Consider the following 24,016-nt stretch of genomic DNA (forward strand, 5'->3'; position numbering starts at 1 on the left):
GGCTTGCTCGCGAAGGCGGTGTGTCAGTCAATACTTCATTGACAGGAAGATCGCCTTCGCGAGCAAGCCCGCTCCCACAAGGGGTGTGGTGTGTCAGTTATCGCGAATCGAGAAATTGGCCATATGCTCCAGCCCCTTGATCAGCGCCGAGTGATCCCAGTGGCTGCCACCAATGGCCGCGCAGGTGCTGAACACTTGTTGGGCGTTGGCGGTGTTGGGCAGGTTGATGTTCAGCTCCCTGGCGCCTTGCAGGGCCAGGTTCAGGTCCTTCTGGTGCAGGCTGATGCGGAAGCCCGGATCGAAGGTGCCCTTGATCATGCGTTCGCCGTGTACCTCAAGGATCTTCGACGAAGCGAAACCGCCCATCAGCGCTTCACGGACCTTGGCCGGGTCGGCACCGTTTTTCGAGGCGAACAACAAGGCCTCGGCCACGGCCTGGATGTTCAGGGCGACGATGATCTGGTTCGCCACTTTGGCGGTCTGGCCGTCACCGTTGCCGCCCACCAGGGTGATGTTCTTGCCCATGGCCTGGAACAGTGGCAGCGCGCGTTCGAAGGCGGCGCTGTCGCCACCGACCATGATGCTCAGGGTGGCGACCTTGGCACCGACTTCACCACCGGAGACCGGGGCATCGAGGTACTGCGCGCCTTTTTCATTGATCTTCGCCGCGAACGCCTTGGTGGCGGTGGGGGAGATCGAACTCATGTCGATCACCACCTTGCCCGCGCCCACGCCCGCCGCGACGCCATCGGCGCGGAACAGCACGTCGTCGACCTGCGGCGTGTCCGGAACCATGACGATGATGAACTCGGCTTCCTGGGCCACTTCCTTCGGGTTGGCCAAGGCCACCGCGCCGCCGGCCAGCAGGTCGGCCGGGGCCGGGTCGTGGTGCTGGGACAGGAACAGGCTGTGACCGGCCTTTTGCAGGTTCAGTGCCATGGGGTGGCCCATGATGCCGGTGCCGATGAATCCGATTTTAGCCATGGGAAAATCCTCTCTTATTGAAATGTCCCGGGTTTCTGTGGCGAGGGAGCTTGCTCCCGCTGGGCCGCGAAGCGGCCCCAGAAATCCATGTAGGGTGAAAAATCATGCGTCTGCTTCGCAGCCGAGCGGGAGCAAGCTCCCTCGCCACAAAAGCCTGCGTCAGTCAGATCGCGTTATGGGTTTTCAGCCAGCCCAGGCCCGCTTCGGTGGTGGTCAGCGGCTTGTATTCGCAACCGATCCAACCCTGGTAGCCGATGCGGTCCAGGTGTTCGAACAGGAAGCGGTAGTTGATTTCGCCCGTGCCCGGCTCGTTACGGCCCGGGTTGTCCGCCAGTTGCACATGGTTGATCTCGCCCAGGTGCGCCGACAGGGTCCGGGCCAGGTCACCTTCCATGATCTGCATGTGGTAGATGTCGTATTGCAGGAACAGGTTGGCGCTGCCCACCTGCTCGCGGATCGACAGGGCCTGGGCGGTGTTGTTCAAGTAGAAGCCGGGAATGTCGCGAGTGTTGATGGCTTCCATCACCAGCTTGATGCCTTTGGCCTGCAGCTTCTCGGCGGCGTATTTCAGGTTGGCGACAAAGGTTTTTTCCACCAGGGTTTCACTGCAGTTCTGCGGGCGAATCCCCGACAGGCAGTTGACCTGCGTGTTGCCCAATACTTGGGCGTAGGCGATTGCCAGGTCGACCCCGGCGCGGAACTCCTCGACCCGGTCCGGCAGGCAGGCAATGCCGCGCTCGCCCTTGGCCCAGTCGCCGGCCGGCAGGTTGAACAGCACCTGGGTCAGGCCGTTGGCGTCGAGCAAGGCCTTGAGTTCGGCGGAGCTGTAGTCATAGGGGAACAGGTATTCGACACCACTGAAACCGGCCTTGGCGGCGGCTTCGAAACGGGCGAGGAAATCCTGCTCGGTGAACAGCATGGACAGGTTGGCGGCGAAACGCGGCATGGTGGTCTCCTGTAAATAATGTGAACGCACCCCTGTGGGAGCGGGCTTGCTCGCGAAAGTGGTCTGTCAGCCGACATCTTTGTTGGATCTGAAACCGTCTTCGCGAGCAAGCCCGCTCCCACATTGGGATGTCAGTCGAGCAATGAGATGGCTGTGGGTGCATCGTTGCCCACCAGCGCCAGGTCTTCAAACTCATTGACGGCGTTGATCTCGGTGCCCATGGAGATGTTGGTCACCCGCTCCAGGATGATCTCGACGATCACCGGCACCTTGAACTCCTCGATCATCGCCTGGGCCTGGCGCAGCGCCGGTTGGATACCGGCCGGTTCGAACACCCGCAACGCCTTGCACCCCAGGCCTTCGGCCACGGCAACGTGGTCCACGCCATAACCGTTGAGTTCCGGGGCGTTCAGGTTGTCGAACGACAGCTGCACGCAGTAATCCATGTCGAAGCCGCGCTGGGCCTGGCGAATCAAGCCCAGGTAGGAGTTGTTCACCACAACGTGGATGTACGGCAATTTGAATTGTGCACCCACCGCCAGCTCTTCGATCATGAACTGGAAATCATAGTCGCCCGACAGCGCCACGACCTTGCGGCTCGGATCGGCCTTGACCACCCCCAGCGCCGCCGGAATGGTCCAGCCCAAGGGGCCGGCCTGGCCGCAGTTGATCCAATGGCGTGGCTTGTAGACGTGGAGGAACTGCGCGCCGGCGATCTGCGACAGGCCGATGGTGCTGACATAGCAGGTGTCCTTGCCGAATACCTGGTTCATTTCTTCGTACACCCGTTGTGGCTTGACCGGCACGTTGTCGAAGTGGGTCTTGCGTTGCAGGCTGGCCTTGCGTTGCTGGCAATCCTGCAACCAGGCGCTGCGGTTCTTCAGCTTGCCGGCGGCTTGCCACTCGCGGGCCACTTCAATGAACACCGTCAGGGCGGAGGCGGCATCGGAGACGATACCCAGGTCGGGAGTGAACACCCGGCCGATCTGGGTTGGCTCGATGTCCACGTGAATGAACGTGCGGCCTTCGGTGTAGACGTCCACCGAACCGGTGTGACGGTTGGCCCAGCGGTTGCCGACGCCCAGCACCAGGTCCGACTTGAGCAAGGTGGCGTTGCCATAGCGATGGGAGGTTTGCAGGCCGACCATGCCGACCATCAGCGGGTGATCGTCGGGGATCGTGCCCCAGCCCATCAAGGTCGGAATGACCGGGATGCCAGTCAGCTCGGCGAACTCCACCAGCAGGTCGCTGGCATCGGCATTGATGATGCCGCCGCCAGCCACCAGCAAGGGGCGTTCAGCCTGATTGAGCATCGCCAGGGCTTTCTCGATCTGCACGCGGTTGGCCGCGGGTTTGGCCAGGGGCAGCGGTTGGTAGGCGTCGATGTCGAACTCGATCTCTGCCATCTGCACGTCGAACGGCAGGTCGATCAGCACCGGGCCCGGACGGCCGGAGCGCATCTCGAAGAACGCCTTCTGGAAGGCATACGGCACCTGGCCAGGCTCCAGTACGGTGGTCGCCCACTTGGTCACGGGTTTGACGATGCTGGTGATATCCACAGCCTGGAAGTCTTCCTTGTGCATACGGGCGCGGGGCGCTTGCCCGGTGATGCACAGAATCGGGATCGAGTCGGCCGATGCGCTGTAGAGCCCGGTCACCATGTCGGTGCCGGCCGGGCCCGAGGTGCCGATGCACACGCCGATGTTGCCGGCCTTGGTCCGGGTGTAGCCCTCGGCCATGTGCGAGGCGCCTTCAACGTGGCGAGCGAGGACATGATCGATGCCACCCACCTTTTGCAGGGCGGAGTACAGCGGGTTGATCGCAGCACCCGGGATGCCGAAGGCGGTGTCCACGCCTTCACGGCGCATCACCAGAACGGCGGCTTCGATTGCTCTCATTTTGCTCATGGTTTTGTGCCTCTTACGTTTTGTAATTGTATACAAATGGCTTTGCGCAGAGTGTATTCACGGCGAGCGATGCAGGTCAATGCATTTCCTCAAGCACCTGTTTCATTCGTCGGAACGCCTGGTTTTGCTGCGCCCTTTAGTCGTTAAAGGTTGTTTGTGAGAATTATTGTATACAAAAACAATCGTTGTTGTGTTCTATTTGTTAGGTTCGGTTTTGCTGAAAGTGAAGCCCGCAAGGCTTTCCCATAACAAAAGAAGGACAGCACCCATGAGCGTTCTAACCTTGAAAATCGCCATCAACCTGGCCGGGCAAGTGCTTGCCGCAGGACGTGAAATCAGCGCCGCACCCTTGACCGTCGCGGTCCTGGACAGCGGCGGACACCTGGTCGCCTTGCAGCGCGAAGACGGCGCCAGCCTGCTTCGCCCGCAGATCGCCATCGGCAAGGCCTGGGGCGCCATCGCCCTGGGCAAAGGCTCGCGCCTGCTCGCCCAGGACGCCCAACAACGCCCGGCGTTCTTCGCCGCGTTGAATGGATTGGGCCAAGGCAACGTCGTACCGGCCCCGGGTGGGGTGTTGATCAGGGACCAGGAGGGGAAGGTGCTAGGAGCGATTGGGGTGAGTGGAGATGTTTCGGATGTGGATGAGCAGGTGGCGGTGAGGGCTGTGGAGGCGCTGCGGTTGAGGGCGGATGTGGGGGTGGTTGTTTGATTTTGCGGTGAGTTGACTGGCGCATTCGCGAGCAAGCCCGCTCCCACAGGTTTTCGGTGCTCGACACAACATGTATGAACACCGCAAATCCTTGTGGAAGCGGGCTTGCTCGCGAAAGCGATCGACCATACACATCCGGCAAAAAGACCAACCATGATGTTGCATCCCCGAAGCTAGTCTTTCAGAACTTCATCAGGAAAGGGGGGCGACGGAATGCCCGCACGCTCAGCTTCACACCGCCTGCGTATCGGTCGCTATGCAGAAGAGAATCGCATCTATTTATTGACCGCCAATACGCTGGAGCGCGAACCGGTCTTTGAAAACTATGGCTTGGGAAGGGTCGTCATCCATCAATTCAGGGAGGTTCAGGAGCAAGGTATTGCGGACTCCCTGGCCTTTGTCGTCATGCCTGATCATGTCCATTGGCTGATTCGACTGCATCGAGGGTCTTTAGGGCAGTTGATGTGTCGGGTGAAATCCCTCAGCGCCAAAGAGATTAACGAGGCAGCAGGAAGGGTTGGCAGCCTTTGGCAGAAAGGATTTCATGACCGGGCACTGCGGCAGGAGGACGATTTGGTATTTATGGCTCGCTATGTCGTCGCCAACCCATTGCGGGCGGGCTTGGTGAAGCGGCTTGGCGACTATCCGCTGTGGGATGCCATTTGGCTTTGACTTACTATCGAGTTGCCGCTTTCGCGAGCAAGCCCGCTCCCACAGGGGCCCGTATTGAGCACACAATATGTGTACATCACGAAGCTGTGGGAGCGGGCTCGCGAATGGGGGCGCTGCGGTATTTCAATCCACCTCACACCCCTTCAAAACCAACCGAATAATCGTCTGCGCCGCCGCTTCGTAATCCGCTTCATCCAGCTTGGCCTTGCCGGTCACGGCGCTGATTTGCCAGTCGAAATCGGCATAGGTCTGGGTGGCGGCCCAGATGCTGAACATCAGGTGGTTGGGGTCGATGGGGGCGATCTGGCCGCGGTCGATCCAGGTCTGGATGCAGTCGATGTTATGCCGGGCCTGGGCGTTGAGTTGCTCCACCAGGTCGGGGCTCAGGTGCGGGGCGCCGTGCATGATTTCGCTGGCGAAGACTTTCGAGGCGAAGGGCAGTTCGCGGGAGATGCGGATCTTGGAGCGGATGTAGTGGCTCAGCACCTCACCGGGCACGCCGTCGGCGTTGAACGGTGTCGAAGCCTGGAGAATCGGCTCGATGATGCTTTCCAGGACCTCGCGGTAGAGGTTTTCCTTGGATTTGAAGTAGTAGTAGACGTTGGGTTTGGGCAGGCCTGCCTTGGCCGCGATGTCGCTGGTCTTGGTCGCGGCGAAGCCCTTGTCGGCAAATTCTTCGCTGGCGGCACGCAGGATCAATTCTTTGTTGCGCTCGCGGATAGTGCTCATAAACCCAGGGGTTCCTTGCCTGTTCTGGCGGTGGCGCATGGTAGCACCGGCCTCGCGCGGCGCTCAAGAATGCCCCAAGGCACCACGGCTCGCGGTATGCTTCGCGGCATCATTATTCAAGGAGCCCCTTCATGGCTGGAAGCAGTTTGCTGGTACTGATCGACGATATCGCTACCGTACTCGACGATGTTGCGCTGATGACCAAGATGGCCGCCAAGAAAACCGCCGGCGTGCTCGGCGATGACCTGGCGCTCAACGCCCAGCAAGTGTCGGGTGTGCGCGCCGAGCGCGAGCTGCCGGTGGTGTGGGCGGTGGCCAAGGGGTCGTTCATCAACAAGTTGATCCTGGTGCCATCGGCGCTGGCGATCAGTGCTTTCGTCCCTTGGCTGGTGACGCCGCTGTTGATGATCGGCGGCGCCTACCTGTGCTTCGAAGGGTTCGAGAAACTGGCCCACAAGTTCCTTCATAGCAAGGCCGAGGACCAGGCTGAACATGCGCAACTGGTCGAGGCGGTGGCGGATCCGGCGGTGGATCTGGTGGCTTTCGAAAAAGACAAGATCAAGGGTGCCGTGCGCACCGACTTCATCCTTTCAGCGGAAATCATTGCCATCACCCTCGGCACCGTCGCCGATGCGCCGCTGACTCAGCAGGTGATCGTGCTGTCGGGCATTGCGATTGTGATGACCGTCGGTGTGTACGGCCTGGTGGCGGGCATCGTCAAGCTCGATGACCTGGGGCTCTGGTTGACGCAGAAGCCAGGACAGGTCGCCAAAAGCATCGGCGGGGCCATCCTGCGCGCAGCGCCCTATATGATGAAAAGCTTGTCGGTGATCGGCACCGCAGCGATGTTCCTGGTGGGCGGTGGCATTCTTACCCACGGCGTGCCGGCGGTGCATCACTGGATCGAAGGCGTGACGGCCAGCGCCGGTGGCGCCGGGTTTATCGTGCCGATGTTGCTCAATGCGGTGGCGGGGATCGTGGCGGGGGCGGTGGTGTTGGCGGGTGTGCTGGTGGTGGGCAAGGTCTGGAAAGCGCTGAAAGGCTGAACCTGGCAACACAAAACAACTGTGGGAGCGGGCTTGCTCGCGAATGCGGTGTGTCAGTTGACGAACATGTCATCTGACACACCGCATTCGCGAGCAAGCCCGCTCCCACAGTGGGATTTGCGTCAGGCGTTGGGTTACTCGGCTATCTGCAACTTGCGCGACTCGGTGTACACGTAGCGCACCTTTTCATATTCGAACGGCGTGTTCAGTTGGCCGTAGCGGAAACTGGTCTGGTAGCGCTTGTCCACGCCGCGCAGGAGCAAGAGCTCCGGGTGGTTGGAGCTGACTTCCGAGACGTTCAGGAAGTTGATTGCCGATTCAGCGGTGTAGTCCACCAACAGTCCCGAGGTGTCGCGCAGGTTCGAGGGGCCGAAGATCGGCAACACGAAATACGCGCCGCCCGGCACGCCGTAGAAGCCCAAGGTCTGACCGAAATCTTCGCTCTGGCGCGGCAGGCCCATGGCGGTGGCCGGGTCCCACAGGCCGGCGATGCCGACGGTGGTGTTGAGCAACAGGCGCGCCGTGGTTTCCATCGAACGCTTGCCCTTGAATTGCAGCAGGCTGTTCATCAGGTTCGGCACGTCTCCCAGGTTATTGAAGAAATTGCTGACCCCGGTGCGCACGAAGCCGGGGGTGATGTAGCGATAACCATCGACCACGGGCAGGAAGACCCATTGGTCGAAGCGGTAGTTGAAGTGATAGACCCGGCGGTTCCAGGATTCCAGCGGGTCATAGACGTTCAATGCGTTAAGGGTCGAACGCTCGAACTCGCGTTGGTCCAGCCCCGGGTTGAACTTGAGCTTGGTCAGCGGTTCCTTGAAACCGTCCGAATCCACCACCACAGGTGCATCGGCCTTGCTGTTGTCGGCCTGGACCATGCCCGCACTGATTAACGCAGCGATAAGCAGCAGATATTTAGCCACGGAAAAACTCCAGCATGGCGTCGCTGTTGACGCGGTAATTAAGGTTGCCGCAGTGGCCGCCCAGTGGATAAACCGTCAGGCGATCGCCAAAGGTCTTGCGCAGGAAGCCCAGGTCGCCCGGGCCGAGAATGACGTCGTCGGCGTTGTGCATGACCGAAATCTTCGTGCTGGCCTGCAAATAATCCTTCAGTGCGTACAGGCTCACCTGGTCGACCAGTTGCAGCAGGCTGCCGCCGTCGGTGCGCGCGCGCCACATCGGGATCACCTGCTCGGTGAGGTAGCAGTCGAAATCGCATTGCAGCGCGCGCTTGAGGAATGGCGTGAGGCTGGTGCTTTCGGTGATCGGGAATTTCGGCGGGATGATCAGGCCCCGGCGGTTGATCAGGTCCGAGGTGAAGGCGATGTCGGCCGCCGAGAAGCGGAACGAGGTGCCGATCAACATCGCCATCTGCTCGTTGCTCAGGTGTTGCTTGGACTGCTGGAAGTCATACAGCAACGCATCGTTGAGGTCGATGTAGCCTTTTTGCTGGAAGTAGCGGGTCAGCTTGTTCAACACCAGTTCATAAAAAGTCGTGGTGCTGTTGATGCCCTTGACCTCGGTCTGGACCAATTTGTCCAGGTTGGTGATCGAGGTGTAGAGGTTCACCGGCGGGTTCAGCAGCAGCACCTTCTTGAAATTGAAGCTGCGCCGGGTTTCGTCCAGGTGGGCGACGAAGGCCGCGTCCAGGGCGCCGAGGCTGTAGCCGGTGAGGTAGTACTCGGTGACGGGGACTTTCGGGTTCTGGGCGCGTACCGCCTGCATCACCCGGTACATGTCTTCGGCGTCTTCCTTGGTGATGCCCGGGGTGGCGAAGCGCGAAGCGGCGCTCATGAAGTCGAAACTGGTGGGCGAAGACAACTGCACCACGTGGTAGCCGGCCTTGTAGTAGAGGCGCTTGAGGTATTCGTTGAGGGTGCTGTCGTAGCGTGCACCGGTGCCGGCGATGAGGAAGATCAGCGGCGCGGGCTTATCCTGGGTGGCCATGCGGTAGGTGAGGCTTTTTACCGGCCAGAAGTTGTCCGGCAGGATGAACTCGCGTTCCGGGCGCAGGGTCAGGCTGTGGTCCGCCTGATTGATGTCTTCGATCAGTGGCAGCTCCGGACGCAGGTCCGGCGGCGTGGTGGCGATGGTCGCCTCGAACGGGTTGGTCAAGGGGTAGCCATAGCTGGCGGCGTCAATATCTGCCGCCAGCGCGGACGCACTCAGGATAAGGCCGCCGAGGAGGGCAGCGAAGCGCAAGGAACGGAGCATGACTGGATCCCTTAGAGGAAGGTGCCGAATGAGGTTCGCAGCCTATGACCACCGAAGCGGAGCCAAGTGCCATGACAGGCACAAAACAGGCACGGACGGGGCGCGATAGTAGCGGGACGATACACGGTCACGCGCAGTGGCGGCTAGTTATCTGGTATTTACTGTATTTCGTCTGCAAACCTCACTGGGAGGGGCGCCAATTGCGCGAAATCATTAGCTGGCGTTCTGATGTCGTTTCTCGTTGCTTCGACGTCGCAGGCAGAGCAGGTTCCGGAGCGGCACAGGTTGATGATCGATCCTGTCAGTACTCCACTGGCGTTCAGACCGGTTTGAGGGCGAGCGTGATGGGGGCGCTGAGCATCATAACTATACGTTGACGCCGCCCGGCATCCGTCGGGCGCAGCACTTTCGGGGAAGTAACGATGAAGATGCGACGACTCTTGGGCGCAGGTGCCGCACTGGTACTGGCCATCAGTTCCACCTTGGCCAGCGCCGAAACCAAAACCCTGAGCATCGGTTACGTTGACGGCTGGTCCGACAGCGTCGCGACCACCCACGTGGCCGCCGAAGTGATCAAGCAGAAACTCGGTTATGACGTGAAGCTGCAAGCGGTCGCGACCGGGATCATGTGGCAAGGCGTGGCCACCGGCAAACTCGACGCGATGCTCTCGGCCTGGCTGCCGGTGACTCACGGCGACTATTGGACCAAGAACAAGGACAACGTGGTCGATTACGGCCCCAACTTCAAGGATGCCAAGATCGGCCTGATCGTGCCGGAGTACGTCAAGGCCAAGTCGCTCGAGGATCTCAAGACCGACGACTCGTTCAAGAAGCGCATCGTCGGCATCGACGCCGGTTCAGGCGTGATGATCAAGACCGAGCAGGCGATCAAGGATTACGACCTGACCGGTTATCAACTCAAGGCCAGTTCCGGCGCCGGCATGATCGCCGAGCTGACCCGTGCCGAGAAGAAAAACGAATCCATCGCCGTTACCGGTTGGGTGCCGCACTGGATGTTCGCCAAGTGGAAACTGCGTTTCCTGGAAGACCCGAAAGGCGTCTACGGCGCGGCTGAGACTGTAAACAGCATCGGCAGCAAGGAGCTGGGGACCAAGGCGCCAGAAGTGGCGGAATTCCTGAAGAAGTTCCAGTGGGCTTCGAAGGACGAGATCGGCGAGGTCATGCTGGCGATCCAGGAAGGCGCCAAGCCGGACGCTGCTGCCAAGGATTGGGTCGCCAAGCACCCGGACCGCGTGAAGGAGTGGACCGGCAAGTAATCGGCCTGGTTTGACTGTTCCGAAAACCGCATGGCTTTTGAGTCATGCGGTTTTTTTGTGCGTGCGATTCCTGACTCCTCCACAAAACCCTGTGGGAGCGGGCTTGCTCGCGAATGCGGTGTGTCAGTTGATCATGTGTTGACTGACACACCGCATTCGCGAGCAAGCCCGCTCCCACAAAGGGAACTGAGAAATGTGCGGAAAACCGGCAAAACCGTCATGTCGTTCTAATACTAAGGTCGTCTGGAACCTGGCCTGGAGCCGCATAGAGTAGAGCTGTTCCAAATAAATCTGTGCTGCGAGGATAAAAACAATGAACGACAGCATTTACCTCTCGATTCAAAACAGCCCGCGCTTCAAGGAGCTGGTGAAGAAACGAGAAAGGTTCGCCTGGATTCTCTCGGCGATCATGCTTGGGCTGTATTCCGGCTTCATTCTTCTGATCGCCTACGGGCCGCATATTCTCGGGGCCAAGATGAGCCCTGGGGCCACCATCACTTGGGGTATCCCCATCGGGGTCGGCCTGATTCTCTCGGCCTTCGTCCTGACCGGTATCTACGTACGGCGCGCCAACGGCGAGTTCGACGACCTGAACAATGCGATTCTCAAGGAGGCTCAGCAATGATCCGGCGTCTACTGGCTCTATTGAGCGTCGCAGCGTTCGCACCGGGCGCCTGGGCGGCTGATGCCCTGACCGGTGCCGTGCAGAAACAACCCCTCAACGTCGCCGCTATCCTGATGTTCGTGGCCTTTGTCGGCGCGACGCTATACATCACCTACTGGGCGTCCAAGAAAAACAATTCGGCGGCCGACTACTATGCGGCCGGCGGCAAGATCACCGGCTTCCAGAACGGCCTGGCAATCGCGGGCGACTACATGTCGGCGGCGTCCTTCCTGGGCATTTCCGCGCTGGTGTTCACCTCCGGCTACGATGGCCTGATCTACTCCATCGGCTTCCTGGTGGGCTGGCCGATCATTCTGTTCCTGATCGCCGAACGCCTGCGCAACCTGGGTAAATACACCTTTGCCGACGTGGCGTCCTATCGCCTCGGGCAAACCCAGATCCGCAGTCTGTCCGCCTGCGGCTCGCTGGTGGTGGTGGCGTTCTACCTGATCGCGCAAATGGTCGGTGCCGGCAAGCTGATTCAGCTGCTGTTCGGCCTGGACTACCACGTCGCGGTGATCCTGGTGGGTATCCTGATGTGCCTCTACGTGTTGTTCGGCGGCATGCTGGCCACCACCTGGGTGCAGATCATCAAGGCGGTGCTGTTGCTGTCGGGTGCTTCGTTCATGGCCCTGATGGTCATGAAGCACGTCAACTTTGACTTCAACATGTTGTTTGCCGAAGCGGTCAAGGTTCACCCTAAAGGCGAGGCGATCATGAGCCCCGGCGGCCTGGTGAAGGATCCGATCTCGGCCTTCTCCCTCGGCCTGGCGCTGATGTTCGGCACCGCTGGCCTGCCACACATCCTGATGCGCTTCTTCACCGTGAGCGACGCCAAGGAAGCGCGCAAGAGCGTGCTGTATGCCACTGGCTTCATCGGCTACTTCTACATCCTGACCTTCATCATCGGCTTCGGCGCGATCCTGCTGGTCAGCACCAACCCGGCCTTCAAGGACGCGGCAGGTGCCTTGCTGGGCGGCAACAACATGGCAGCGGTGCACCTGTCCAACGCAGTGGGCGGCAGCATCTTCCTGGGCTTCATCTCGGCGGTGGCGTTCGCGACCATCCTGGCGGTAGTAGCAGGCCTGACCCTGGCCGGTGCCTCGGCGGTGTCCCATGACCTGTATGCCAGCGTGATCAAGAAAGGCAAGGCCAACGAGAAGGATGAGATTCGGGTCTCGAAAATCACCACCATCTGTCTGGCGGTGCTGGCAATCGGCCTGGGCATCCTGTTCGAGAAGCAGAACATCGCGTTCATGGTGGGCCTGGCGTTCTCCATCGCAGCGAGCTGCAACTTCCCGGTCCTGCTGCTTTCGATGTACTGGAAGAAGCTGACTACCCGTGGCGCGATGATCGGCGGCTGGCTGGGCCTGGTCAGTGCCGTGGGCCTGATGATCCTCGGCCCGACCATCTGGGTGCAGATCATGGGTCACGAGAAGGCGATCTTCCCGTACGAATACCCAGCGCTGTTCTCGATGGCCATTGCGTTCGTCGGCATCTGGTTCTTCTCCATCACCGACAAATCGGCTGAAGGCGTCAACGAGCGGGCGCTGTTCTTCCCGCAATTCGTGCGTTCGCAGACGGGTCTGGGGGCGAGTGGGGCGGTTAGCCACTGATGTAGCGATAAGTGCTTGAAGAAATACCCCGGTCGAGAGGCTGGGGTATTTTTTTGCATGTGATATTTGCGTTGTCTGTGAGGGCGCCTTCGCGAGCAAGCCCGCTCCCACACTGGATCTGTGTACGACGCAAATCCCCTGTGGGAGCGGGCTTGCTCGCGAAGGCGTCAGACCAGTCACCGCGGATGTAAAAGAGGGCATAAAACAAAACAGCCCCTGCTCTTATATAAGAAGCAGGGGCTGTTTCAGTGCCGCTTGGGACCTAGCGCAAGGCAGGTCTTACTTGCGATCTTCCAGCTGGGTAATGTCACGCGACTCGTAGCCGGTGTACAACTGGCGCGGGCGGCCGATCTTGTACGGGCTGGAGAGCATTTCCTTCCAGTGGGAGATCCAGCCCACGGTCCGCGCCAGGGCGAAGATCACGGTGAACATGCTGGTTGGAATGCCGATCGCCTTGAGGATGATCCCCGAGTAGAAGTCGACGTTCGGGTACAGCGAGCGCTCGATGAAGTATGGGTCGGTCAGGGCGATCTCTTCCAGGCGCATGGCCAGTTCGAGTTGCGGATCGTTCTTGATCCCCAGTTCCTTGAGCACTTCGTCGCAAGTCTGCTTCATCACGGTGGCGCGTGGGTCGCGGTTCTTGTAGACCCGGTGACCGAAGCCCATCAGCTTGAACGGATCGTTCTTGTCCTTGGCCTTGGCGATGAACTTGTCGATGTTCGAGACATCGCCGATTTCATCGAGCATGGTCAGTACCGCTTCGTTGGCACCGCCGTGGGCCGGGCCCCAGAGTGCGGCGATACCGGCGGCGATACAGGCGAACGGGTTGGCACCCGACGAGCCGGCCAGGCGCACGGTGGACGTGGAGGCGTTCTGCTCGTGGTCGGCATGGAGGATGAAGATCCGGTCCATGGCCTTGGCGAGCACCGGGCTGATCGGTTTGATCTCGCACGGGGTGTTGAACATCATATGCAGGAAGTTCTCTGCATAGGTCAGGTCGTTGCGCGGGTACATCATGGGCTGGCCCATGGAGTACTTGTAGACCATGGCTGCCAGGGTCGGCATCTTCGCCACCAGGCGGATCGCGGAGATTTCGCGATGCTGGGGGTTATTGATGTCCAGGGAGTCGTGGTAGAAGGCGGAGAGGGCGCCGACAACGCCGCACATGACGGCCATCGGGTGGGCATCGCGACGGAAACCGTTGAAGAAGGTCTTCAACTGTTCGTGAACCATGGTGTGGTTCTTCACCGTGCTGACGAACTGGGCCTTTTGCTCTGCGGTTGGCAGCTCGCCGTTGAGCAGCAGGTAGCAGGTTTCCAGGTAGTCCGATTTCTCAGCCAGTTGCTCGATCGGGTAGCCGCGGTGCAGCAGGATGCCGTTGTCGCCGTCGATGTAGGTGATTTTCGACTCGCACGAGGCGGTCGACATGAAACCTGGGTCAAAGGTGAAACGGCCCGTGGCCGTCAGGCCCCGTACGTCGATTACATCGGGACCAACGGTGCCGGTTAAAATGGGCAGCTCGACGGGGGCTGCGCCCTCGATGATCAACTGCGCTTTTTTGTCAGCCATGTGGCCTCCTATTAATGCTTGGAATCATCAGACAGACCCCCCACGCAGGGCCCGCACCACTATAGTGAGATAAATCCGAATGTCAATTTGCCTAAAGTCTTGCTCCAGAAGGCTTTAACCGGACTTTTTCCGCGAAATTGCCTGCCGTTTACGCCTTTTGCGCCATATGTGCAATGCGCTATTAGGGGAAGGTGAACGCGTTGTCATTAGTAGCCTAACTGTCTATACTCGGCCACCGACCGCCAGGGGCTTTTGGGCCTGCTTTCTTGGGGGTCGTCACTCCCTGGGTGGTGAGTACCTGACCAGTGCGCGCCCCAACAACTTTGCCCTGATTGTTAGGGGCTCTTCAGTGTGAAAAAAAAGCCGTGAAAAGCCAACGACCTGTAAACCTAGACCTAAGGACCATCAAACTCCCAGTCACTGCTTACACGTCCATTCTTCACCGTATTTCCGGTGTCATCCTCTTCGTCAGCCTGGCCATCATGCTTTATGCATTGGACAAGTCGCTCGATTCGGAAGAAGGCTTCGGTCAGGTGAAGGCGTGTCTGACCAGTCCGCTAGCCAAGCTAGTGATTTGGGGCATCCTGTCCGCCTTGCTGTATCACTTGGTTGCCGGTGTGCGCCACTTGATCATGGACATGGGCATCGGTGAGACGCTGGAAGGCGGCAAACTGGGCTCGAAAATCATTATCGCCGTGTCTGCGGTGCTGATCGTTCTGGCAGGAGTCTGGATATGGTAACCAACGTCACGAACCTTTCGCGTTCGGGCCTCTACGACTGGATGGCCCAGCGTGTGTCTGCGGTCGTTCTCGCGGCTTACTTCATTTTCCTGATCGGATATGTCGTGGCAAACCCTGGCATTGGCTATGCCCAATGGCATGAACTGTTCGCAAACAACTGGATGCGTATCTTCAGTCTGCTGGCACTTGTCGCACTGGGCGCCCACGCCTGGGTCGGCATGTGGACCATCGCGACCGACTACCTGACGCAAATGGCGTTCGGCAAGTCGGCGACTGCCGTACGTTTCCTCTTCCAGGCGGTATGCGGCGTTGCGATGTTCGCTTACTTCGTCTGGGGTGTGCAGATTCTCTGGGGTATCTGATTCATGGCTAACATTCCAACGATTTCTTTCGACGCCATCATTATTGGTGGTGGCGGTGCCGGCATGCGCGCGGCGCTGCAACTGGCACAGGGTGGTCACAAGACTGCCGTGATCACCAAGGTTTTCCCGACGCGCTCGCACACCGTTTCCGCCCAGGGTGGCATCACCTGCGCCATCGCTTCGGCCGACCCGAACGATGACTGGCGCTGGCACATGTACGATACCGTCAAGGGTTCCGACTACATCGGTGACCAGGACGCTATCGAATACATGTGTCAGGAAGGCCCGGCCGCGGTGTTCGAGCTGGACCACATGGGCATGCCGTTCTCCCGTACCGAGCAAGGTCGTATCTACCAGCGTCCGTTCGGCGGGCAGTCCAAGGACTACGGCAAGGGCGGCCAGGCAGCGCGTACTTGCGCGGCGTCCGATCGTACCGGCCACGCACTGCTGCACACCCTGTACCAGGGCAACCTGAAGGCCGGTACCACGTTCCTGAACGAGTACTACGCGGTTGACCTGGTGAAGAACCAGGACGGCGCCTTCGTCGGTGTGATCGCGATCTGCATCGAAACCGGCGAAACCACCTACATCCGCGCCAAGGCCACCGTACTGGCGACCGGCGGTGCAGGCCGTATCTACGCATCCACCACCAATGCCCTGATCAACACCGGTGACGGCGTCGGCATGGCCCTGCGTGCTGGCGTGCCGGTACAAGACATCGAAATGTGGCAGTTCCACCCGACCGGCATCGCCGGCGCCGGTGTACTGGTGACCGAAGGTTGCCGTGGTGAAGGGGGTTACCTGATCAACAAGCACGGCGAGCGTTTCATGGAACGTTATGCGCCGAACGCCAAGGACCTTGCCGGTCGTGACGTCGTGGCTCGTTCGATGGTTAAAGAGATCATCGCCGGCAACGGCTGTGGCCCGAACGGCGACCACGTGATGCTCAAGCTCGATCACCTGGGCGAGGAAGTGCTGCACAGCCGCCTGCCAGGGATCTGCGAACTGTCCAAGACCTTCGCTCACGTCGATCCGGTCGTCGCGCCGGTTCCAGTGGTTCCAACCTGCCACTATATGATGGGCGGCGTTGCCACCAACATCCACGGCCAGGCGATCACCCAGAACGGCGAAGGCGTGGACGAAATCATCCCTGGCCTGTTCGCAGTGGGTGAAGTGGCTTGCGTATCGGTCCACGGTGCCAACCGCCTGGGCGGCAACTCGCTGCTCGACCTGGTGGTCTTCGGTCGTGCTGCCGGCCTGCACTTGGAGAAAGCGCTGTCCGACGGTATCGAGTATGACGATGCCACCGACGCCAACATCGAAGCCGCCCTGGCGCGTCTGTCCGCTCTGAACGAGCGTACCGAAGGCGAAGACGTGGCAACCCTGCGTCGCGAGCTGCAAAACTGCATGCAGAACTACTTCGGTGTGTTCCGTACCGGCGAATACATGCAGAAGGGTATCGCCCAGCTGGCGCAATTGCGTGAACGAATCGCCAACGTGAAGATCAACGATAAGTCGCAGGCGTTCAACACTGCCCGTATCGAAGCGCTGGAATTGCAGAACCTGCTGGAAGTGGCCGAAGCCACCGCCATCGCCGCAGAAGTGCGTAAAGAGTCCCGTGGCGCCCACGCCCGCGAAGACTTCGAAGACCGTGACGACGAAAACTGGCTGTGCCACACCTTGTACTTCCCGGGTGAAAAACGCGTCGCCAAGCGTGCCGTGAACTTCTCGCCGAAGACTGTTCCGACTTTCGAACCAAAAGTCCGGACTTATTAAGGGTGACCGCTATGTTGCAAGTCAGTGTTTATCGCTACAACCCTGATCAGGACGCTGCGCCGTTCATGCAGGACTTCCAGGTCGATACCGGTGGTAAAGACCTGATGGTGCTGGACGTGCTGGCCCTGATCAAAGAGCAGGACGAGGGTTTCTCCTATCGTCGCTCTTGCCGCGAGGGCGTTTGCGGCTCCGACGGCATGAACATCAACGGCAAGAACGGCCTGGCCTGCATCACGCCGTTGTCGGCCGTGGTCAAGGGCAACAAGCTGGTGGTGCGTCCGTTGCCAGGTTTGCCGGTTATCCGTGACCTGGTCGTCGATATGAGCATCTTCTACAAGCAATACGAGAAGGTGAAGCCATTCCTGCAGAACGACACGCCGGCTCCGGCCATCGAGCGTCTGCAGTCTCCGGAAGAGCGTGAAAAGCTCGACGGTCTGTACGAGTGCATCCTGTGCGCTTGCTGCTCGACGTCGTGCCCGTCCTTCTGGTGGAACCCGGACAAGTTCCTGGGCCCGGCCGCCCTGCTGCAAGCGTACCGCTTCCTGGCAGACAGCCGTGACACCAAGACGTCCGAGCGTCTGGCTTCGCTGGATGACCCGTTCAGCGTATTCCGCTGCCGCGGGATCATGAACTGCGTCAACGTCTGTCCGAAAGGCCTGAACCCGACTAAGGCCATCGGTCACATTCGTAACATGCTGCTGCAAAGCGGCGTGTGATTCAGCTGCTGTACCCCGTAGGACCGTTGTACCCGTAAAGGCCAGGGCGCGGGCTTCAACCCGCGTCATGGCTATAACCAGAACAGCCGCTTACAAAGCGGCGGTTCTTATTTTGAAGAAATGAGACAAGCAGGGGCATCCGGGCTGGTACCCGGACTATCAGCGTGATCCTAAGTGGCTTGTTTTAGTCGCTGCACTCGGACTTCTGCAAGTTTGCTCGGTGTTTTCGCCGGTGGTGTTCCCCTAATCGAGGGTGACCAAGCATGCAAGAAAGCGTGATGCAGCGCATGTGGAACAGTGCCCACCTCTCCGGTGGTAACGCTGCCTATGTGGAAGAGCTCTACGAGCTCTACCTGCACGACCCTAACGCTGTGCCAGAAGAATGGCGCACCTACTTTCAGAAGTTGCCCGCTGACGGTAACTCTGCCACCGATGTTTCGCACTCGACGATTCGCGACCATTTCGTGCTGCTGGCAAAGAACCAGCGCCGCGCTCAACCGGTGTCTGCCGGCAGCGTGAGCTCCGAGCACGAGAAGAAGCAAGTTGAAGTACTGCGACTGATCCAGGCCTACCGGATGCGTGGCCACCAGGCAGCCCAGCTTGACCCGCTGGGGCTGTGGCAGCGTCCTGCACCTGCAGACCTGTCGATCACTCACTACGGCTTGACCAATGCCGACCTTGATACGACCTTCCGTGCCGGCGACCTGTTCATCGGCAAAGAGGAAGCGAGCCTACGCGAAATTCACGAAGCGTTGCAGCAGACATATTGCCGCACCATCGGCGCTGAATTTACGCACATCACCGATTCCGAGCAGCGCCAGTGGTTCCAGCAGCGTCTGGAAAGCGTTCGTGGCCGTCCGACGTACTCCGCCGACATCAAGAGCCACTTGCTCGAGCGCGTCACCGCCGGTGAAGGCCTGGAAAAATACCTGGGTACCAAATACCCGGGCACCAAGCGTTTCGGCCTGGAAGGCGGCGAAAGCCTGATTCCGATGCTCGACGAGTTGATCCAGCGTTCCGGTTCCTACGGCACCAAGGAAGTCGTCATCGGCATGGCCCACCGTGGCCGCCTGAACGTTCTGGTCAACACCTTCGGCAAGAACCCGCGCGAGCTGTTCGACGAGTTCGAAGGCAAGAAGAAGGTCGAGCTGGGCTCCGGTGACGTGAAATACCACCAGGGCTTCTCGTCCAACGTGATGACCACCGGTGGCGAAGTCCACTTGGCCATGGCCTTTAACCCGTCCCACCTGGAAATCGTTTCCCCGGTGGTCGAGGGTTCGGTCCGTGCCCGCCAGGATCGTCGTAACGATCCGACCGGCGAGAAGGTGCTGCCGATCTCCATCCACGGTGACGCGGCATTCGCCGGTCAAGGCGTGGTCATGGAAACCTTCCAGATGTCGCAGACCCGCGGTTTCAAGACCGGCGGCACCGTGCACATCGTGATCAACAACCAGGTCGGTTTCACCATCAGCAACCCGCTGGACTCGCGCTCCACCGAGTACGCAACCGACGTCGCGAAAATGATCCAGGCGCCGATTCTCCATGTGAATGGCGATGACCCGGAAGCCGTGCTGTTCGTGACCCAGTTGGCCATCGACTACCGCATGCAATACAAGCGTGACGTGGTGATCGACCTGGTCTGCTACCGTCGTCGCGGTCACAACGAGGCCGACGAGCCAAGCGGCACCCAGCCGCTGATGTACCAGCAGATCGCCAAGCAGCGCACCACCCGTGAGCTGTATGCCGAGCGCCTGACCCAGGGCGGTGTGCTGGATGCCGGCCGCGTCCAGGAAAAAGTCGATGAATATCGCAACGCCCTGGATAACGGCCTGCACGTGGTAAAAAGCCTGGTCAAGGAACCGAACAAGGAACTGTTCGTGGACTGGCGTCCGTACCTGGGCCACGCCTGGACCGCGCGTCACGACACGCGTTTCGACCTCAAGACCCTGCAGGAATTGTCCGCCAAGCTGCTGGAAATCCCGGAAGGCTTCGTGGTCCAGCGCCAGGTTGCGAAAATCTACGAAGACCGGCAGAAGATGCAAGCCGGTGGCCTGCCGATCAACTGGGGTTACGCCGAAACCATGGCGTACGCGACCCTGGCGTTCGAAGGTCACCCGATCCGCATCACCGGCCAGGACGTAGGCCGCGGCACTTTCTCGCACCGCCACGCGGCGCTGCACAACCAGAAAGACGCCAGCACCCACATCCCGCTGCAACACCTGTATAAAGGCCAGCCACGTTTCGACCTGTACGATTCGCTGCTGTCCGAGGAAGCCGTCCTGGCGTTCGAATATGGCTATTCCACCACCGAGCCAAATGCCCTGGTGATCTGGGAAGCGCAGTTCGGCGACTTCGCCAACGGTGCCCAGGTGGTTGTCGACCAGTTCATCACCAGCGGCGAGCACAAGTGGGGCCGTCTCTGCGGTCTGACCATGCTGTTGCCACACGGTTATGAAGGGCAGGGGCCGGAGCACTCGTCGGCACGTCTGGAACGCTACCTGCAGCTGTGCGCCGAGCACAACGTCCAGGTTTGCGTACCGACGACTCCGGCGCAGATCTACCACCTGCTGCGTCGCCAGGTCATCCGTCCGCTGCGCAAGCCGCTGATCGTGCTGACACCGAAGTCGCTGCTGCGTCACAAACTGGCGATTTCCACGCTCGAGGACCTGGCCGAAGGCTCGTTCCAGACGGTCATTTCGGAAATCGACACCCTGGACGCGGCGAAAGTGACTCGCCTGGTCCTGTGCAGCGGCAAGGTCTACTACGACCTGCTGGAAAAACGTCGTGCCGAAGGCCGCGAAGACATCGCCATCGTGCGTATCGAGCAGCTTTACCCGTTCCCGGAAGAAGACCTGATGGAGGCCATCGCGCCTTACACCAACCTCACCCATGTGGTGTGGTGTCAGGAAGAACCGATGAACCAAGGCGCGTGGTACAGCAGCCAGCATCACCTGCGTCGCAGCATCGGCAACCATAACAAGGCCCTGGGCCTGGAATATGCCGGCCGTGATGCTTCCGCTGCACCTGCGTGTGGTTATGCGTCGATGCACGCCGAGCAGCAGGAAAAACTGCTGCAAGATGCCTTCACTGTTTAACGCCTTCGCGCTGACTGAAACCGAATTTTAAGGACCCACAGATAATGGCTATCGAAATCAAAGCCCCGTCATTCCCGGAATCGGTTGCCGATGGCACCGTTGCCACCTGGCACAAGAAACCAGGCGAGGCCGTCAAGCGTGACGACCTGATCGTCGACATCGAGACCGACAAGGTCGTGCTGGAAGTATTGGCCGAAGCTGACGGCGTGCTGGGCGCAATCGTTGCCGAAGAGGGCGCTACCGTTCTGTCGAACCAGGTCCTGGGCTCGATCGAAGAGGGCGGCGCTGCTGCCGCCGCTCCAGCCGCCGCTGCCGCACCGGCTGCCGCTCAGGCCGCTGCGCCTGCTGCTTCGGGCGAAGACGATCCAGTCGCCGCGCCTGCTGCTCGCAAGTTGGCTGAAGAGAATGGCATCAACATCGCTTCCGTTGCCGGCACTGGCAAGGGCGGTCGTGTGACCAAGGAAGACGTGGTGGCAGCCGTTGCCGCCAAGAAAGCCGCGCCAGCCGCCGCGCCTGCCAAGCCTGCCGCACCTGCCGCCGCCGCTCCGGTGTTCGCTGCCGGTGATCGCGTTGAAAAACGCGTTCCGATGACCCGCGTTCGCGCCACCGTGGCCAAGCGTCTGGTTGAAGCCCAGTCGAACATGGCGATGCTGACCACTTTCAACGAAGTCGACATGACCGAAGTCATGGCCCTGCGTTCGAAGTACAAGGACCTGTTCGAGAAGTCCCACAACGGCGTACGCCTGGGCTTCATGTCGTTCTTCGTCAAGGCTGCCACCGAAGCGCTGAAACGCTTCCCGGCCGTCAACGCGTCGATCGACGGTTCCGACATCGTCTACCACGGCTACGCCGACATCGGTGTTGCTGTTTCCAGCGACCGTGGCCTGGTGGTTCCGGTACTGCGCAACGCCGAGCTGATGAGCCTGGCCGAAATCGAAGGCGGCATCGCCACCTTCGGCAAGAAGGCCCGTGACGGCAAGCTGTCCATCGAAGAGATGACCGGCGGTACGTTCACCATCACCAACGGTGGTACATTCGGTTCGATGATGTCGACCCCGATCGTCAACCCGCCGCAAGCGGCTATCCTGGGCATGCACAACATCCTGCAGCGTCCGATGGCGATCAACGGTCAGGTCGTGATTCGTCCGATGATGTACCTGGCTCTGTCCTACGATCACCGCCTGATCGACGGCAAAGAAGCCGTGACGTTCCTGGTCACCATCAAGAACCTGCTTGAAGATCCGGCTCGTCTGCTGCTGGATATCTGATTTTCGCCGCGAGGGCCGGTCTGTCGACCGGCCTCTTGCTGAAACAACCGGTTTCGTCCCTCGACGGTCACCCCAAGTGATCGTCCGGTTTGATTCGAAAAGGAATGACTCATGACTCAGAAATTCGACGTGGTAGTGATTGGTGCGGGCCCTGGCGGCTACGTAGCGGCCATCAAGGCTGCGCAACTGGGCCTCTCCACTGCCTGCATCGAGAAATACACCGACAAGGAAGGCAAACAGGCCTTGGGCGGTACTTGCCTGAACGTCGGTTGCATTCCGTCCAAGGCGCTGCTGGACAGCTCCTGGAAATACAAGGAAGCGAAAGAAAGCTTCAACGTTCACGGTATCTCTACCGGTGAAGTGAAGATGGACGTCGCCGCGATGGTTGGCCGCAAGGCTGGCATCGTCAAGAACCTGACCAGCGGTGTCGCCACCCTGTTCAAGGCCAACGGCGTGACCTCCATCGAAGGCCACGGCAAGCTGCTGCTGGGCAAGAAAGTCGAAGTGACCAAGCCAGACGGCTCGGTTGAAGTGATCGAAGCCGAAAACGTCATCCTGGCACCCGGCTCGCGTCCAATCGACATTCCACCGGCTCCGGTCGACCAGAATGTGATCGTCGACTCCACCGGCGCCCTGGAATTCCAGACCGTGCCAAAACGCCTGGGCGTGATCGGCGCTGGCGTGATCGGCCTCGAGCTGGGTTCGGTATGGTCGCGCCTGGGCGCTGAAGTGACCGTGCTCGAAGCCCTCGACACCTTCCTGATGGCCGCTGACACCGCGGTATCCAAGGAAGCGCTGAAAACCCTGACCAAACAGGGCCTGGACATCAAGCTGGGCGCTCGCGTGACCGGTTCGAAGGTCAACGGCGAAGAAGTCGTGGTGACCTACACCGACGCCAAGGGCGAACAGACCATCACCTTCGACAAGCTGATCGTTGCGGTCGGCCGTCGTCCGGTGACCACCGACCTGCTGGCTGCCGACAGCGGCGTGGAAATCGACGAGCGCGGCTTCATCGCGGTCGATGACCATTGCGCTACCGCCGTACCGGGCGTGTTCGCCATCGGTGACGTGGTTCGCGGCATGATGCTGGCCCACAAGGCTTCCGAAGAAGGCATCATGGTCGTCGAGCGCATCAAGGGCCACAAAGCCCAGATGAACTACGACCTGATCCCATCGGTTATCTACACCCACCCGGAAATCGCATGGGTTGGCAAGACCGAGCAGGCCTTGAAAGCCGAAGGCGTTGAAGTTAACGTCGGCACCTTCCCGTTCGCAGCCTCCGGCCGTGCCATGGCAGCCAACGATACCGGTGGTTTCGTGAAAGTCATTGCCGACGCCAAGACGGATCGCGTATTGGGCGTTCACGTCATTGGCCCAAGCGCTGCCGAGCTGGTACAGCAAGGCGCGATCGGTATGGAATTCGGCACCAGCGCTGAGGATCTGGGCATGATGGTCTTCTCCCATCCGACCCTGTCCGAAGCCTTGCACGAAGCGGCCCTGGCCGTAAATGGCGGCGCCATCCACGTGGCCAACCGCAAGAAGCGTTAATAGACAATAAGAAACCACGGCGGTATGGCCCGTCGTGAGCCTTGCGAGCAAGACTCACCGCGGAATATCCGCTGGACGCAGCCTTGCGTAGCGACACTGGTTCACCGGAACGCTACGCAAGCAGCAGTCACAGGTGGTGCGGCACCACAACGGTGCAGCACCGAATGCGCAGTACCTA

Annotated in this window: 20 protein-coding genes; 13 read left to right on the top strand and 7 right to left on the bottom strand. The window is 60.1% G+C overall.

Annotation, left to right across the window (positions count from 1 at the left end; genetic code table 11):
- Positions 1-93: 93 nt before the first annotated feature.
- The 3 genes from M1D99_RS08490 to gcl form a co-directional block, all read right to left on the bottom strand.
- Complete coding sequence (locus M1D99_RS08490; RefSeq protein WP_434574668.1) at positions 94-984, bottom strand: 2-hydroxy-3-oxopropionate reductase; 891 nt, start codon at positions 982-984, stop codon at positions 94-96.
- Between the two features lie 163 nt (positions 985-1,147).
- Entirely contained in the window at positions 1,148-1,930 is a 783-nt protein-coding gene (gene hyi / locus M1D99_RS08495; RefSeq protein ID WP_053123988.1) for a hydroxypyruvate isomerase, read from the bottom strand.
- Positions 1,931-2,061: 131 nt separating this feature from the next.
- Positions 2,062-3,837: a glyoxylate carboligase gene (gene gcl, locus M1D99_RS08500; protein ID WP_458131643.1), complete on the bottom strand. Its 1,776-nt coding sequence runs from the start codon at positions 3,835-3,837 to the stop codon at positions 2,062-2,064.
- Positions 3,838-4,105: 268 nt separating this feature from the next.
- Between gcl and M1D99_RS08505 the strand changes: the two genes are divergently transcribed.
- Both M1D99_RS08505 and M1D99_RS08510 read left to right on the top strand, forming a co-directional pair.
- On the top strand, positions 4,106-4,546 hold the full coding sequence (locus M1D99_RS08505) for a GlcG/HbpS family heme-binding protein (RefSeq protein WP_186730936.1): 441 nt from the start codon (positions 4,106-4,108) through the stop codon (positions 4,544-4,546).
- A gap of 213 nt (positions 4,547-4,759) precedes the next feature.
- Positions 4,760-5,218, top strand: a complete 459-nt coding sequence (locus M1D99_RS08510) for an REP-associated tyrosine transposase (RefSeq protein ID WP_186730935.1) — start codon at positions 4,760-4,762, stop codon at positions 5,216-5,218.
- Between the two features lie 123 nt (positions 5,219-5,341).
- Here M1D99_RS08510 and M1D99_RS08515 read toward each other — a convergent pair whose 3' ends face one another.
- On the bottom strand, positions 5,342-5,947 hold the full coding sequence (locus M1D99_RS08515; protein ID WP_186708156.1) for a TetR/AcrR family transcriptional regulator: 606 nt from the start codon (positions 5,945-5,947) through the stop codon (positions 5,342-5,344).
- A gap of 131 nt (positions 5,948-6,078) precedes the next feature.
- On the opposite strand from M1D99_RS08515, the gene M1D99_RS08520 reads away from it, so the two are divergent.
- Positions 6,079-6,993 (top strand): DUF808 domain-containing protein, encoded by a 915-nt coding sequence (locus tag M1D99_RS08520; protein ID WP_458131644.1) that lies wholly within the window; start codon positions 6,079-6,081, stop codon positions 6,991-6,993.
- A 134-nt stretch (positions 6,994-7,127) separates the two neighbouring features.
- Here M1D99_RS08520 and M1D99_RS08525 read toward each other — a convergent pair whose 3' ends face one another.
- Together M1D99_RS08525 and M1D99_RS08530 are read right to left on the bottom strand one after the other, a co-directional pair.
- Complete coding sequence (locus M1D99_RS08525) at positions 7,128-7,916, bottom strand: MlaA family lipoprotein (RefSeq protein ID WP_186708152.1); 789 nt, start codon at positions 7,914-7,916, stop codon at positions 7,128-7,130.
- Positions 7,909-9,207 (bottom strand): serine/threonine protein kinase, encoded by a 1,299-nt coding sequence (locus M1D99_RS08530; RefSeq protein WP_411385326.1) that lies wholly within the window; start codon positions 9,205-9,207, stop codon positions 7,909-7,911. The genes M1D99_RS08525 and M1D99_RS08530 overlap by 8 nt, the downstream gene beginning before the upstream one ends.
- 422 nt (positions 9,208-9,629) lie before the next feature.
- Between M1D99_RS08530 and M1D99_RS08535 the strand changes: the two genes are divergently transcribed.
- The 3 genes from M1D99_RS08535 (at position 9,630) to M1D99_RS08545 (ending at position 12,764) form a co-directional block, all read left to right on the top strand.
- Positions 9,630-10,484 (top strand): glycine betaine ABC transporter substrate-binding protein, encoded by an 855-nt coding sequence (locus tag M1D99_RS08535; protein ID WP_186708148.1) that lies wholly within the window; start codon positions 9,630-9,632, stop codon positions 10,482-10,484.
- A gap of 313 nt (positions 10,485-10,797) precedes the next feature.
- A complete protein-coding gene (locus M1D99_RS08540; RefSeq protein ID WP_186708146.1) occupies positions 10,798-11,109 on the top strand; it encodes a DUF485 domain-containing protein in 312 nt (103 codons plus the stop codon).
- Complete coding sequence (locus M1D99_RS08545; protein WP_434703405.1) at positions 11,106-12,764, top strand: cation acetate symporter; 1,659 nt, start codon at positions 11,106-11,108, stop codon at positions 12,762-12,764. Before M1D99_RS08540 ends, M1D99_RS08545 begins: the two co-directional genes overlap by 4 nt.
- A 279-nt stretch (positions 12,765-13,043) precedes the next feature.
- Here M1D99_RS08545 and gltA read toward each other — a convergent pair whose 3' ends face one another.
- A complete protein-coding gene (gene gltA / locus M1D99_RS08550; RefSeq protein ID WP_003204440.1) occupies positions 13,044-14,333 on the bottom strand; it encodes a citrate synthase in 1,290 nt (429 codons plus the stop codon).
- Between the two features lie 365 nt (positions 14,334-14,698).
- Between gltA and sdhC the strand changes: the two genes are divergently transcribed.
- The 7 genes from sdhC to lpdA all read left to right on the top strand — a co-directional run bounded on the left by sdhC (position 14,699) and on the right by lpdA (position 23,838).
- Complete coding sequence (sdhC, locus tag M1D99_RS08555; protein WP_003179220.1) at positions 14,699-15,073, top strand: succinate dehydrogenase, cytochrome b556 subunit; 375 nt, start codon at positions 14,699-14,701, stop codon at positions 15,071-15,073.
- The gene (gene sdhD, locus M1D99_RS08560) at positions 15,067-15,435 is read left to right on the top strand and encodes a succinate dehydrogenase, hydrophobic membrane anchor protein (RefSeq protein ID WP_030138327.1); all 369 of its coding nucleotides are present in this window, start codon (positions 15,067-15,069) and stop codon (positions 15,433-15,435) included. Before sdhC ends, sdhD begins: the two co-directional genes overlap by 7 nt.
- A gap of 3 nt (positions 15,436-15,438) precedes the next feature.
- Positions 15,439-17,211: a succinate dehydrogenase flavoprotein subunit gene (sdhA, locus tag M1D99_RS08565; RefSeq protein WP_053123969.1), complete on the top strand. Its 1,773-nt coding sequence runs from the start codon at positions 15,439-15,441 to the stop codon at positions 17,209-17,211.
- Between the two features lie 11 nt (positions 17,212-17,222).
- Positions 17,223-17,927: a succinate dehydrogenase iron-sulfur subunit gene (locus M1D99_RS08570; RefSeq protein ID WP_053123967.1), complete on the top strand. Its 705-nt coding sequence runs from the start codon at positions 17,223-17,225 to the stop codon at positions 17,925-17,927.
- A gap of 263 nt (positions 17,928-18,190) precedes the next feature.
- A complete protein-coding gene (locus M1D99_RS08575) occupies positions 18,191-21,022 on the top strand; it encodes a 2-oxoglutarate dehydrogenase E1 component (RefSeq protein WP_434574676.1) in 2,832 nt (943 codons plus the stop codon).
- A 44-nt stretch (positions 21,023-21,066) separates the two neighbouring features.
- Complete coding sequence (gene odhB, locus M1D99_RS08580) at positions 21,067-22,290, top strand: 2-oxoglutarate dehydrogenase complex dihydrolipoyllysine-residue succinyltransferase (RefSeq protein ID WP_186708140.1); 1,224 nt, start codon at positions 21,067-21,069, stop codon at positions 22,288-22,290.
- Between the two features lie 111 nt (positions 22,291-22,401).
- A complete protein-coding gene (gene lpdA / locus M1D99_RS08585; protein WP_186708138.1) occupies positions 22,402-23,838 on the top strand; it encodes a dihydrolipoyl dehydrogenase in 1,437 nt (478 codons plus the stop codon).
- Positions 23,839-24,016: the final 178 nt, after the last annotated feature.

This window comes from Pseudomonas sp. R3-41 (assembly GCF_054161485.1).

What these genes read in the sequence shown, in the direction of transcription:
- M1D99_RS08570 (WP_053123967.1), top strand. Translation starts at nt 17,223, where the DNA reads ATGTTGCAAGTCAGTGTTTATCGCTACAACCCTGATCAGGACGCTGCG.
- lpdA (WP_186708138.1), top strand. Translation starts at nt 22,402, where the DNA reads ATGACTCAGAAATTCGACGTGGTAGTGATTGGTGCGGGCCCTGGCGGC.
- sdhA (WP_053123969.1), top strand. Translation starts at nt 15,439, where the DNA reads ATGGCTAACATTCCAACGATTTCTTTCGACGCCATCATTATTGGTGGT.
- sdhD (WP_030138327.1), top strand. Translation starts at nt 15,067, where the DNA reads ATGGTAACCAACGTCACGAACCTTTCGCGTTCGGGCCTCTACGACTGG.
- M1D99_RS08530 (WP_411385326.1), bottom strand. Translation starts at nt 9,207, where the DNA reads ATGCTCCGTTCCTTGCGCTTCGCTGCCCTCCTCGGCGGCCTTATCCTG.
- M1D99_RS08505 (WP_186730936.1), top strand. Translation starts at nt 4,106, where the DNA reads ATGAGCGTTCTAACCTTGAAAATCGCCATCAACCTGGCCGGGCAAGTG.
- gltA (WP_003204440.1), bottom strand. Translation starts at nt 14,333, where the DNA reads ATGGCTGACAAAAAAGCGCAGTTGATCATCGAGGGCGCAGCCCCCGTC.
- M1D99_RS08515 (WP_186708156.1), bottom strand. Translation starts at nt 5,947, where the DNA reads ATGAGCACTATCCGCGAGCGCAACAAAGAATTGATCCTGCGTGCCGCC.
- M1D99_RS08535 (WP_186708148.1), top strand. Translation starts at nt 9,630, where the DNA reads ATGAAGATGCGACGACTCTTGGGCGCAGGTGCCGCACTGGTACTGGCC.
- hyi (WP_053123988.1), bottom strand. Translation starts at nt 1,930, where the DNA reads ATGCCGCGTTTCGCCGCCAACCTGTCCATGCTGTTCACCGAGCAGGAT.
- M1D99_RS08510 (WP_186730935.1), top strand. Translation starts at nt 4,760, where the DNA reads ATGCCCGCACGCTCAGCTTCACACCGCCTGCGTATCGGTCGCTATGCA.
- M1D99_RS08575 (WP_434574676.1), top strand. Translation starts at nt 18,191, where the DNA reads ATGCAAGAAAGCGTGATGCAGCGCATGTGGAACAGTGCCCACCTCTCC.
- M1D99_RS08545 (WP_434703405.1), top strand. Translation starts at nt 11,106, where the DNA reads ATGATCCGGCGTCTACTGGCTCTATTGAGCGTCGCAGCGTTCGCACCG.
- gcl (WP_458131643.1), bottom strand. Translation starts at nt 3,837, where the DNA reads ATGAGCAAAATGAGAGCAATCGAAGCCGCCGTTCTGGTGATGCGCCGT.
- M1D99_RS08520 (WP_458131644.1), top strand. Translation starts at nt 6,079, where the DNA reads ATGGCTGGAAGCAGTTTGCTGGTACTGATCGACGATATCGCTACCGTA.
- odhB (WP_186708140.1), top strand. Translation starts at nt 21,067, where the DNA reads ATGGCTATCGAAATCAAAGCCCCGTCATTCCCGGAATCGGTTGCCGAT.
- M1D99_RS08490 (WP_434574668.1), bottom strand. Translation starts at nt 984, where the DNA reads ATGGCTAAAATCGGATTCATCGGCACCGGCATCATGGGCCACCCCATG.
- M1D99_RS08540 (WP_186708146.1), top strand. Translation starts at nt 10,798, where the DNA reads ATGAACGACAGCATTTACCTCTCGATTCAAAACAGCCCGCGCTTCAAG.